The organism is Clostridium pasteurianum (assembly GCF_001705235.1).
Taxonomy (GTDB): domain Bacteria; phylum Bacillota; class Clostridia; order Clostridiales; family Clostridiaceae; genus Clostridium_S; species Clostridium_S pasteurianum_A.
In genome coordinates this window covers 319106-331374 of record NZ_MCGV01000001.1, presented here as the reverse complement: position 1 = coordinate 331374, position 12269 = coordinate 319106, and the positions used below count along the sequence as shown (strand labels likewise).

Annotated in this window: 10 protein-coding genes; 7 read left to right on the top strand and 3 right to left on the bottom strand. The window is 29.2% G+C overall.

All coding sequences use genetic code 11. From position 1 onward, the window contains the following. The first annotated feature begins 82 nt into the window (after positions 1 to 82). Positions 83 to 835, top strand: a complete 753-nt coding sequence (locus BEE63_RS01535) for an ABC transporter ATP-binding protein (protein ID WP_066019705.1) — start codon at positions 83 to 85, stop codon at positions 833 to 835. A 1-nt stretch (position 836) separates the two neighbouring features. Then, positions 837 to 2795 (top strand): FtsX-like permease family protein, encoded by a 1959-nt coding sequence (locus BEE63_RS01530; RefSeq protein ID WP_066019704.1) that lies wholly within the window; start codon positions 837 to 839, stop codon positions 2793 to 2795. Between the two features lie 21 nt (positions 2796 to 2816). Here BEE63_RS01530 and BEE63_RS01525 read toward each other — a convergent pair whose 3' ends face one another. Continuing rightward, positions 2817 to 3026: an alpha/beta-type small acid-soluble spore protein gene (locus BEE63_RS01525; RefSeq protein WP_066019703.1), complete on the bottom strand. Its 210-nt coding sequence runs from the start codon at positions 3024 to 3026 to the stop codon at positions 2817 to 2819. Positions 3027 to 3230: 204 nt separating this feature from the next. Here BEE63_RS01525 and BEE63_RS01520 point away from each other — a divergent pair, with 204 nt between their 5' ends. The 5 genes from BEE63_RS01520 (at position 3231) to BEE63_RS01500 (ending at position 10295) form a co-directional block, all read left to right on the top strand. Beyond that, positions 3231 to 3776, top strand: a complete 546-nt coding sequence (locus BEE63_RS01520; protein ID WP_066019702.1) for a superoxide dismutase family protein — start codon at positions 3231 to 3233, stop codon at positions 3774 to 3776. A gap of 1259 nt (positions 3777 to 5035) precedes the next feature. Next, on the top strand, positions 5036 to 5215 hold the full coding sequence (locus BEE63_RS01515; protein ID WP_066019701.1) for a (2Fe-2S)-binding protein: 180 nt from the start codon (positions 5036 to 5038) through the stop codon (positions 5213 to 5215). Positions 5216 to 5409: 194 nt separating this feature from the next. Further along, on the top strand, positions 5410 to 6966 hold the full coding sequence (locus BEE63_RS01510; protein ID WP_066019700.1) for an FAD-dependent oxidoreductase: 1557 nt from the start codon (positions 5410 to 5412) through the stop codon (positions 6964 to 6966). 255 nt (positions 6967 to 7221) lie between these two features. After that, a complete protein-coding gene (locus tag BEE63_RS01505) occupies positions 7222 to 9294 on the top strand; it encodes a methyl-accepting chemotaxis protein (protein ID WP_066019699.1) in 2073 nt (690 codons plus the stop codon). 119 nt (positions 9295 to 9413) lie between these two features. Further along, positions 9414 to 10295, top strand: a complete 882-nt coding sequence (locus tag BEE63_RS01500; protein WP_431732471.1) for an ROK family protein — start codon at positions 9414 to 9416, stop codon at positions 10293 to 10295. A gap of 50 nt (positions 10296 to 10345) precedes the next feature. On the opposite strand, the gene BEE63_RS01495 is transcribed toward BEE63_RS01500, so the two are convergent. Both BEE63_RS01495 and BEE63_RS01490 read right to left on the bottom strand, forming a co-directional pair. Beyond that, entirely contained in the window at positions 10346 to 11284 is a 939-nt protein-coding gene (locus tag BEE63_RS01495) for a GNAT family N-acetyltransferase (protein WP_066019697.1), read from the bottom strand. 118 nt (positions 11285 to 11402) lie between these two features. Beyond that, complete coding sequence (locus tag BEE63_RS01490) at positions 11403 to 11972, bottom strand: hypothetical protein (protein ID WP_066019696.1); 570 nt, start codon at positions 11970 to 11972, stop codon at positions 11403 to 11405. Between the last annotated feature and the right edge of the window lie 297 nt (positions 11973 to 12269).

Below are 12269 nucleotides of genomic sequence, written 5' to 3'. Positions count from 1 at the left end.
TAGGTTGATTTCTCTATTTTTTTTATAATATAAACAAGAAATGAATTGAGTAGAAATTCTATGCAGCGAAAGGAAGGATAATATGGCAGTATTAAAGGCTGAAAATATAACTAAAGTTTATGGTGATAAAAGAGGAGGTCTCAAGGTAAAAGCTCTTGATAAATTCAGTATAAATGTCGAAAAGGGAGAATTTGTAGGTGTTATGGGTCCATCTGGAAGTGGGAAAAGTACACTTTTAAATATTCTTGCAACTATAGATACTCCATCTGCAGGAGAAATTTTTATAAATGGCGTTAATTTAGCTGAACTTGATGAAAAAAAAGCAGCTTTATTTAGAAGAAAGGAATTAGGCTTTATATTTCAGGATTTTAATCTTTTAGATTCACTGTCAATAAAGGAAAATATAGTGCTTCCACTAGTACTTGAGAAAATGAACGTCAATGAAATAGAAAAAAGAGTTAATAATATAGCTTCTTTATTAAATATAGAAGGAATCTTAGAGAAAAGACCTTATGAAACTTCAGGAGGACAACAGCAGAGAGCAGCATGTGCAAGAGCACTAATCCATAATCCATCTATAATACTTGCTGATGAACCTACTGGAAATCTTGATTCAAAGGCATCGGAGGATGTAATGGAGGCTTTAGAAAACTTAAATGACAAAAATAAAGTTACAATAATGATGGTTACTCACGATCCATTTGCCGCAAGTTTTTGTAAGAGAATTGTAATGATTAAGGATGGAAAACACTTCTTAGAAATCGTAAAGGGAAGTAATCGTCAGGCTTTCTTCAAAGAAATTATGGATTCTCTTACCCTTATAGGAGGCAGATAGCATGACTTTACGCAGTATTATTATTAAAAATATAAAAGGAAATTTAAATAAGTTTATAATGTACTATTTAAGTAATGCTTTTGTGGTTATGGTATTTTTTATATTTGCAAATTTTCTTTTAAATCCAGATGTTAAAAATGTTAAGAAAATGGGACAAATGGGGGCAACTACATCTAGTATAATGTATCTGTGTGAAGTAATAATAATTGTTTTTGCTTTGGTTTTTACCAATTATTCTATTTCAAGTTTTTTAAAGTCAAGAGAAAAGGAATTTGGACTTTTATCTATGTTTGGTTTGACAAAGAGAGATATAAGAAGATATGTTATGTCAGAAAATTTTATTGTTTCCATGATTTCAATATTAACGGGACTTTTATTAGGAATAATATTTTCAAAGCTATTTTTTATGGCAATTTCAGTAATTTTGGTGTTAGATACTGAATTACCTCTTAAAATATCATTTATGGCTATAGCTTTAACGATATTATGCTTTTTGGTGCTATTTCAGGGAACTACTTTTGCTTTAAGTTGCAAAATTAAGAATAATAATATAATAGAACTTTTAAAGGGATCGAGAATTGCAAAGCCTTTGCCTAAGTTCTCTAAAAGAAAGGCGATTTTGGCTATAGTCCTTATTTTAATGGGTTATATTATGGCTATAATATCAGGTGGGGCTATAATACTTACTATGTTTCCTATTTTAGGTATAACTGTGTGGGGGACATATCTTCTGTATTCTCAATTTAGTGTGTATTTTACAAGTAAACTTCAGAATAACAAGAAGGTTTTTTATAAAGGTATCAATATGATAACACTATCTCAAATAATTTATAAACTCAAGGATAATGCAAGAATACTTTTTGCTGTTTCAATACTTTCAGCTGTAACTTTGACTGCATCTGCTAGTGTTTACTCATTCCAAAAAATACTTCAAAAACAGACTAGCTTAAATTATCCTCAAGATATAAGTTTTATTGAAAATGGACTAAACTCTCATGAAATAATAAGACCTGAAAGAGTTGAGAATGTACTTAAAACAAGTACTAACGGTATAGAATATAAAAATAAAATTGTACTCATAAAATCGGAAAGTGTAAGTCCTTTTGTGAATGAAGTTTCAAGATACAAAAATTCTAATAATAGAGATTTTTATATTATATCTAATAAGGATTATAATATTTTAGCAAAAGAGCAGGGAAAGGAGAGCATTAAAGTTAATTCTGGAGATGTGGTTGTTCGCGCCTACAGCTTTGATGCAACTCAGAATAAGAAGGTATTCTCTTATAATAAAGATTTTAGGCTTAGCGTTTATGGAGAAAATACAAAATGGAATCTCAAAGAAGAAATAGGCGGTGGAATAATCAATCAAGATGCAAAATGTAGTAATACAGCTGTAATAAGTGACAAGGATTTTGAGAAGCTTAAAAATAAGCTGGGGAGTAATAAACTGTGTGTTTACTATAGCTACAACATCAAAAATTGGATGAAATCAGAGAAAGCTGTGAAAAAGTTAAAAGCCGAGATTCCAAGTGAAATGCAAGTACGATTTACACAAAGAATATTAGATTTTTCACAAATTATGCAGGGGATGTCTATATTCTTTTTCATAGGTACATTTATTTCAATATTGTTTTTTATAGCTTCAGGAAGTATACTTTATTTCAAATTATTTAATGAAGTTCAAAAGGATAAACAAGAATTTATAGCACTTGAAAAGATTGGTATGCCAATAGAAGAAGTTAAAAAAATATTGAGTATTCAATGTTTTGTAATGTTTTTTTTACCTTTTGTTGTAGCTTTTGCTCATACAAGTTTTGCAATAAAGGCTTTAAGCAATATTTTAGGAACAAGTCTTAGTTTGTATCTAATGATTATAGTTGGAATTTATTTAGTACTTCAAATAATTTATTATAATTTTGCAAAATCAATGTATGTAAGACAAATAAATAGTTGGAATTAGTTATAAAAAGAAGATGGCGTGTTATTTATCTGCCATCTTTTTTTCAACTGATTCTATCATTTTTTTAGTCATTAATCCTCCAACAGGTCCTCCAATAAATCCATTTAGTTTCTCGGAGCCATTAGGAGTTTGAGCTTTACTTTTAAAGTCTCCTCCAATTTCTTTTGCGTATTCTGCTCTTAATTTTTCTAGGCCTTTTTTTGCTTCTGGAACTAAGGGACGTCTGCTCATTATTTTATACCTTCTTTTTCATAGTTATTCATTTATATTATTTTTACGCTTTTTTATATAGAATATGCGCAACTATTTGAAATTTCTATTGGAAATTTTTATATTAGTTAGCATTATTAGTAATTTTAATCTTGGGTATAGAATTGTAACTTATTTTATAAGTATGAATAAAATAAATTATAATATTTAATACCGGAGGTAACTATGAATTTTAATTATTATAAGTGTCCTTTTGTAAATCCTAGATGCTGCGATTATAGGGATGATACAAATTTAGATAGGCAGCCAAGAAGAGCAGTTGCCAATATAGTTGGTGGACCACTAGCACCCAATATAAGAGGTACAGCAACATTTACAGATGTAAGAGGTGGAACTGAAGTGTCCGTTGTTGTTAATGGACTTCCACCGTATAGACCTGCAGAAGGAGGAAGACCTCAAGTTGGACCTCATGGATTTCACATACATCAAAATGGCAACTGTAGTACGGGAAATCCTACGTCACCCTTTACAGCGGCGGGAGAGCATTTTAATCCAACAAATCAACCTCATGGTAATCATGCAGGTGATTTTCCAGTGCTGTTTTCGAATAATGGTTATGCACGAATGACATTTTTTACAAATAAATTTAAAGTAAATCAAATAATAGGCAAGTCTGTAATAATACATGAAGGTCCTGATGATTACAAAACTCAGCCGGCAGGAGGATCAGGCAGAAGACTAGCCTGTGGAGTTATAAGAAGCATAAGATAACATAAGTGCGAAGTAATAGTATTTTGGAACATTAAATAAAACTCATAAGTCTAAGCTCCAAATTATAAAAATACTAAGAAATTTTAATAACTCGCTGAGAAGATTGCTCAGACAAATTAAAATTTCTAAGTCTTTTTATAGTTTGGAGCAAGACTTATTGAGTTTTATTTAAATCGTTCCCAAAATACTATTACTTCGCTTAGAATAAAGGCAAGGTAAATTTTTTTCCGCTTCCCTACGAAAAATACTATATTATAGGAAAATCGGTGATAAAATTAAATTCCTGTTTTAATCTCTAAACTAAGTAACAGTGCTGAAGAAAAGATAAAAATACTAAGAAATTTTAATAATTCGCTGAGAAGATTGCTCAGACAAATTAAAATTTCTAAGTCTTTTTATAATTTGGAGCAAGACTTATTGATTTCTATTTAAATCGTTCCCAAAATACTATTACTTCGCTTAGAATAAAGGCAAGGTAAATTTTTTTCCGCTTCCCTACGAAAAATACTATATTATAGGAAAATCGGTGATAAAATTAAATTCCTGTTTTAATCTCTAAACTAAGTAACAGTGCTGAAGAAAAGATAAAAATACTAAGAAATTTTAATAATTCGCTGAGAAGATTGCTCAGACAAATTAAAATTTCTAAGTCTTTTTATAATTTGGAGCAAGACTTATTGATTTCTATTTAAATCGTTCCCAAAATACTATTACTTCGCTTAGAATAAAGGCAAGGTAAATTTTTCTCCATTTTCCTACGAAAAATACTATATTATAGAAAGATTGGTGATAAAATTAAATCCCTGTTTTACTCTCTAAAATAAGTAACAGTGATGAAGAAACGATAAAAATACTAAGAAATTTTAATAACTCACTAGTGTTCAAACAAATTAAAATTTCTAAGTCTTTTCACTATTTGGAGCAAAGTCTTATTGAGTTTTATTTAAATCGTTCCAAAATACTATTACTTTGCTTAGAATAAAGGCAAGGTGAATTTTTCTACGCTTACCTACAAAAAAATACTATATTATAGAAAAATTGGTAATAAAATTAAATTACTGCTTTAATCTCTAAACTAAGTAACAGTGCTGAAGAAATGATTTAAAAAATTTTAATAAATTTTGGTAAAAAACAAAAATTGTCATCTATTAGTAGGACAGTGATTTTAAGGTTACATATTAGAACGATAAATGGTGAAACTAATTAATGGCATATAACGTTTATGCTAATTATAAATAATGAGTAAAGGAGATATGAAAATGAATGATGATGAAATAGTATGCGGATGCTTAAATCTTACAGTAAAAGATATAAAGGATGCAGTAAAAAATGGTGCCAAATCTTTTGAAGAAGTTCAAGAAGCTACGGAGGTTGGCACTGCTTGTGGAGCATGTGTAGATGAAGTTACTGAATTGGTTAATGAATTACTCCAAAAGTAGAAATTTTATATGACAATTGCTATAAATTGAGGAGTTTTAAATCATCTATATAAAGACATAATTGTTATTATATAGATGATTTTATTTTATATAATAATATGTGTTTTTTCAGGGTCTATTTTTTGTAAATATTTTTAGCTTTAAAAGCACAAAATAAATATGTTTATTTATATTTTAGGGAAGGAAGTAAAGGCATGAGTAAAAAAGCATGTATTTATGATGATTTAAATTCAAAATCTTACTGGCTCGACTCAACTGGTGGTACGAATTATCCTATTTTGGAAAGCGACATTAAAGTTGATGTTGCAGTTATAGGAGGCGGTATTACAGGAATTACAACTGCTTTCCTTTTAAAGAAAGAAGGTATAAAAGTTGCATTATTTGAAGCAGATGGAATAGTTCAAGGAACCACAGGACATACTACAGCCTATGTTACTTCACAACATGATTTAATATACAATAGTTTAATAGAAAGTATGGGCAAGGAGAAAGCAAAACAGTATGCAGATGCAAATGAAGGGGCTATAGATTTTATAGAAAATATGGTAAAGAAATATGACATTGATTGTGATTTCTTAAGGCTTCCAGCATATGCTTATACAACAGATAAAAAGTATGTTCAGGATATTAAGAAAGAGGTATTGGCAGCAAGGAGCTTAGGTATAAAAGCGGATTTTATTGAAAAATTAGATCTACCATTTTCCATAGAAGGTGCTGTGCGTTTTGATAATCAAGCTCAGTTTCATCCTAGAAAGTATTTACTTAAAATTGCTGAAAAAATCCCAGGCAATAAAAGTAAAATATATGAACATACTAGAATTGTTGATATAGAAAAAAATGATGATATATATACTTTAGTAACTGATACAGGTTTTAAAATAGTAGCTGAAAAAGTGGTATTAGCATCTCATTTTCCTTTTTATGATGGCATGGGTTTATATTTTGCTAAATTACGCCCTCAAAGGTCATACGTAATCACTGCACAAATAAAGGATAAATTGCCACAGGGTACTTTTGTTGAGGAAGGATCAGGAGGATATTATTTTCGAAATCAAAGATATAGAGACAGTGAGATGTTAATAATTGGAGGGCAGGGGCATAGAACTGCCAATAGTGATGATATGATAGATCGATATACTCATTTAAGAGAGTACGCTAAAATAAATTTTAATGTTGAAAAGTTTTTATATGTATGGTCAACTCAAGATTATGTTACGATAGATGGAATTCCATACGTGGGCAGACTCAATTCTTCGTCAAAAAACATTTATGTCGCCACAGGCTATGGTGAATGGGGAATGACTAACGGGACAGCAGCTGCTAACATAATAAAGGATTTAATAGTTAGTAATAAAAGTCCTTATGAGGATGTGTATAATCCATCACGAAGTGTTATACATGGAATTAAAAATTTAGTTAAAGAGAATTTTGATGTTGCTGAAGAATTAATAAAGGGAAAATTTGGGCATGGCGAATATGATATTGATCTAAAAAATGATGAGGCAAAAACAGTTGAAATTAAGGGAAATAAATATGGAGCATATAGAGATAAAAATGGTAAATTACATTTAGTTGATATAACCTGTACACATTTAGGATGTGAACTAAAATGGAATAGTGCAGAAAAATCATGGGACTGTCCTTGTCATGGTTCAAGATTTACTTTTGAAGGTGATATTATAGAAGGTCCTGCTGTTGCTAGATTAAATTATTATAAATGTAACAAAAACACAATTGATTCAAATATATAATTTTAGTAAATTTGAATCCTGACTGGGCTGGGGGAATAGTACAGGAAGTGGCATTTTATTAATTTTGAATGTTTGTAGGTAGTTATATTTTATGCTATAATACTGGTAAAATATATAATAAATGTATTTACTTATATTATATATAATTTTAATACAACGTAATAATATAAAGAACAAAAAGTGGACAAGGGGGAATTTAATGGAATTATATGTTATAAATTTGTAAATTAATAATGGGTATGAGGGGGCAACAAAGTGAAATCTATTAAAAAGCAAATTATAAGTTTAATTGTAATGAGTATTGCAATTATAACTGTAATTGAATGTTTAGTATTGTTTAGTAATTCTAAAATGATGTTAAGTACAGAACTAAATAATGAAATTAATATGATTGCTGAAAATAAGAAAGAAAAAATGAATGAACCAATAAAAAATATACAATTTTCTGTAGACGAATTATCGCAAAATTTGGTTCAAATGCTTGATGATTCTGACAGGTTTACAAGGGACAAGGCATATCAGGAGGAATACGAAAATAAGATAGAGCCTATAGCTATGCAATTTGCAAAAAATACTTTTGGGGCAATGACGTTCTATGTTAGATTTAATCCGGAATATTCGCCGGGAAAATCTGGATTGTTTTATGTAGACACTAAAAATGATGGTAATTTTGAGAAAGAGGAGCCAACAGATTTTAGTATTTATAAACCAACGGATACAGAGCATGTTGGATGGTATTATATTCCTGTTAATAATAAAAAGGCTACATGGGTAGATGAATATTATAATGCTAATGTAAAAGCTAATATGATTTCATATGTCGTTCCATTATATAAGGATGGAAAAACTATAGGTGTTGTAGGGATGGATATTAATTTTGATAAATTTAAGGATATTGTCAATGAGAAAACTGGTATTAAAGATAATTATGCTTTTCTTTTAAATAAGGATAATAAATTTTTGGTACATAACAAGTATAAGTTTACAGATGCCTTAGACAAAGTAGAAAATTCGGAATATTCATCTATATCAGACAATATAAAGAAGAGCAGTACTGGCAAACTTCAAGTTAACTTTGATGGAAAAAATAGAATTTTAGCTTATAGAAGATTAACCAATGGATGGACAGTTGTAGTTGCACCTTCTAAGAGTAGTATATTTAGTAGTATAAATAAATTAATTGAGATTTCGATTGGAATTTTTATATTTGGGTTAATAGCATGTTCCATTGTAGCATCTATATTTAGTAAATATGTTGTTAAAGCGATTTTAAAAATCAAAGGGTTTGCAGAGAAACTTGCCAATTATGATTTTACAAGTACTATAGAGGTAAAAAGAAAAGATGAAATAGGACAGACTATTAGTGCTTTAAATTCTGCACAGAAAAATGTTAAGGAATTAGTAAGAGAAATTAGCAGTGATTCTAAATTAATTGCAGCGTCAAGCACAGATCTTTTAAATATAGTAGAAGAACTTAAAGAAAAATCAAAGAACATAGATCAATCAGCAGGAAAAATATCAAATGATGTTGAAGAAACGAGTGCAACCTCAGAGGAAATAAGTGCTTCCATACAGGAAGTAGATTCAAGTATTAATGTGTTATCAGATAAAGCTATTGAAGGTAGCGATAACGCAAATAAATCTCGAGAAAGGGCCGTTGATGTTCAAAAGGAGGGCGAAACGTCCGTAGAAGAAACGAGAAAATTATATGATGAAAAAAGAAAAAAAGGATTAAAAGCAATTGAAGATGGTAAAGTAGTAGAAAATATAAAAGTAATGGCTGATACTATTGCCAGTATAGCTGAGCAAACTAATTTGCTTGCACTTAACGCTGCTATAGAAGCTGCTAGAGCAGGAGAAAAGGGAAGGGGATTTGCAGTAGTATCAGAAGAAATTGGGAAACTTGCTGAACAATCGGCGGAAGCGGTTAGCAGTATACAAGATACAATTGAAAAAGTTCAAAATGCATTCAAAAATCTTTCTAATAATAGTAAGGATGTACTACATTTTATAAATGAAACTGTAAATCCTCAGTTTGAAGTAATGAAAAATGTTGGAACTCAGTATTATAATGATGCAGATTTTGTAACAAATATGTCTGATGAAATAGCATCCATGTCTGAAGAACTTACGGCTACAATAAATCAGGTAAGTGAGGCAGTACAAAATACAGCTGAAAATGCACAGAAATCATCACAAAATGTAGAAATAATTAAGGAAGCTATTGATGATACAATTAAGGCGGTGGAAAAAGTTTCAGTAACTGCACAAAGACACGTAAAACTTTCTGAAAAACTAAATAGTGGAATAAAAAAATTTAAAATTTAACATATAATAATTACCTAAATTATAAATAATATTAACAAATGTATGTAAAATACATTGACAGTACTTTAATCAAATGCTATTTTAAAATTGATAAATATATAGTAAAAATAAAAGTTTGGATGGAAGAAGGCGTTAATATTATGATGTATGGAGCAATTGAAGCAGGTGGAACAAAATTTGTTTGTGCAGTAAGTGATGAAAACCTAAACATATTAGAGAGGGTAAGTATTAAAACAACAGTTCCAGATGAAACAATGAAATCGGTATTTGAATTTTTCGACAAGTATGAGTTAGAATCTATTGGTGTTGGATCTTTTGGACCTATAGATGTAAATAGGCAATCTAAGACTTATGGATATATAACTAATACTCCTAAAAAGGGATGGGCTAATTACAATTTTGTAGGAGCAATGAAAGGTAGATATAATGTACCAATTGGTTGGTCTACAGATGTAAACGTAGCCGCTTTAGGAGAACTAAAAAAAGGTGCTGCAGTAGGATTAAATAGCTGCATTTATTTAACCGTTGGAACTGGAATAGGTGGAGGAGCAGTAGTTAATGGAAAGCTTTTAGAAGGATATGGACATCCAGAAATGGGGCATATTTTAGTTAAAAGGCATAAAGATGACAAGTATGAAGGAAAATGTCCATTCCATAAAGCCTGCTTAGAAGGAGTAGCAGCTGGTCCAGCAATAGAGGAAAGATGGGGCAAAAAAGCTTATGATTTAGCCGACAAAAAAGAAGTATGGGAAATGGAAGCTTATTATCTTGCACAAGCTCTTATGACATATACTTTAATTTTAAGTCCAGAGAGAATTGTAATGGGTGGAGGGGTAATGAAGCAACTTCAACTTTTCCCACTTATAAGAAAAGAATTGGAAAAGCTTATGGCAAATTATGTTTCAATGCCTAATTTAGATGAATATATTGTGCCACCAGCTCTTAAGGATAATGCAGGAATTACAGGATGCTTATTATTAGCTATGGACACTAAAAAGTAAATTTCATAACTTTTTAAAATAAAAAATATGATTTATGATGGAGGTAATCACTATATTTTTTCATTTAGTTTGTAAAAGATATAGTGATCTTTCCAATCTCCATTAATAAATAGATATTTTTTACTTATTCCAATTTCTTTAAATCCGCAAGTTTTTAAAACATTTTTAGATTTTATGTTATCAACTAAGGTTGCTGCTTGTATTCTGTGAAGATTTAAAATATTAAAAGCATACTCAAGTGTGAGATTTACTGCTTCTTTAGCATACCCCTTTCCTTGCTCATCTTTATCAATTGAATACCCAATAGTTGCATCATTAAACATTCCCCAAACTATATTGTACAATTGAATAACTCCGATTATATTTTCATCTTTAAATATACCAAAAAAAACAGAATGACCATTTAAAAGCTCAATATATTGTTGTCTTATGAGCATTATCTGATTTTCTAAAGTATAGAAGCTATTATCTTTTAATTCTTCAAAATTTTTTAAATGCTCTTTGTTATTTTTGTAATAGTTTAATAAATTCTTTGCATCATCTTGAATTAAAATTCTTAAATTTATATTGTTACCATTTAAACTGAGCAGTGTTAATTTATTTAATTTTTTGTATGCAGCATAATCTACTCCTAATAATATTTCATTCCTAGATTTTAGGTCTGAAATAATATTGTTTGTTAATATACCCTCTATATGAAAATTAGAACATAAAAAAGGTTGTATTTCCGTATCATCCTTAATTAATATGTTAATTTTATATATATTTCTAGTGTTAAATAGCATACTTGTGAAATTTTCTAGTGTATATGTTAGATATTCATTTCTACGTTCATTTCTATAAAAATGCATTCTAAAAGTGCAGCTTTTATTGTTTATAGAGTATTCAATAAGGTCCATTTTTCCTATAGTCATTTTGCAGTTATCTTTAATAATATAACATGCCTTATCATTAACATTTTCAATTGTGATAAAATTATGTTTATTCATTAAGAACACCTCAATTATTCTAATTCAAAGTTTATATTATTGATTGCTAATAAATAAAGAAACTGTCAACAAGGATTTTGCTAACAGCTTACTTATATGTATACTTAATTAGAAACTTCTAATTATTTAATATGTCTGAAGATGAGTCATCTGAAGCTTGAAATAAAGTATCTATCGAATTTTGTGATGGATCATTTAAGCCGCTTAAATTTTGTAATAAATCGTCTTGTACACTTTGTATTGGTGTAGTATTAGCTGAGTTTTGGTTATATTGTCCATTACCGTGATGATGTGCATGTACTGAAGATTTAAAAGCACTTCTAATTGAATTTGCTTGATCTTGAGATATTGTCCCATTATTTACAAGATTACTTATAGGATTAGTTGTGCTTGCAGAATATGTTCCTGATGAATTAATTTGATTAGAGGCAGTAAAAGCAGATTCAATGGAGCTCACTTGATTCTGAGTAAGTGTTCCATTAGATACTAAACTATTTAATATATTTGATACATAATCTGTTGAACTGCTTTCACCTTGAGATCCCTGATTACTTAATTGGATTGAGTCTTGAGACTGCTCACTATGATGATGGTGATGATGAGCTTTAAATTGCTCTTGTGTGTTGTTTGAAACTTGATTATTAGGCTGAGTATATAAATTATTTGAAATATTGTTTATTGTGCTCATATTAACACTTCCTTTAGATAGTATTTTTAATCATTAAACTTATTTATGGTAAGTATCCAATATCATTATAAAAATATAATATAAAAAATTTATAATAATTGTATTACAAATTAATTAAAAAATTATATCAAATTTATAATTCTAGCTTTTATTTATTTTTTAAACATTTAAAAGTATTATTTTAGCAAATAAAAAAATCCTAGTAAATCATGGTGAAAGATTATAGAATGTTTAGATGTTTCAAATTACTTATATACTAAGTAATTTGAAACATCTTAAGATTGTATGATCTTTATC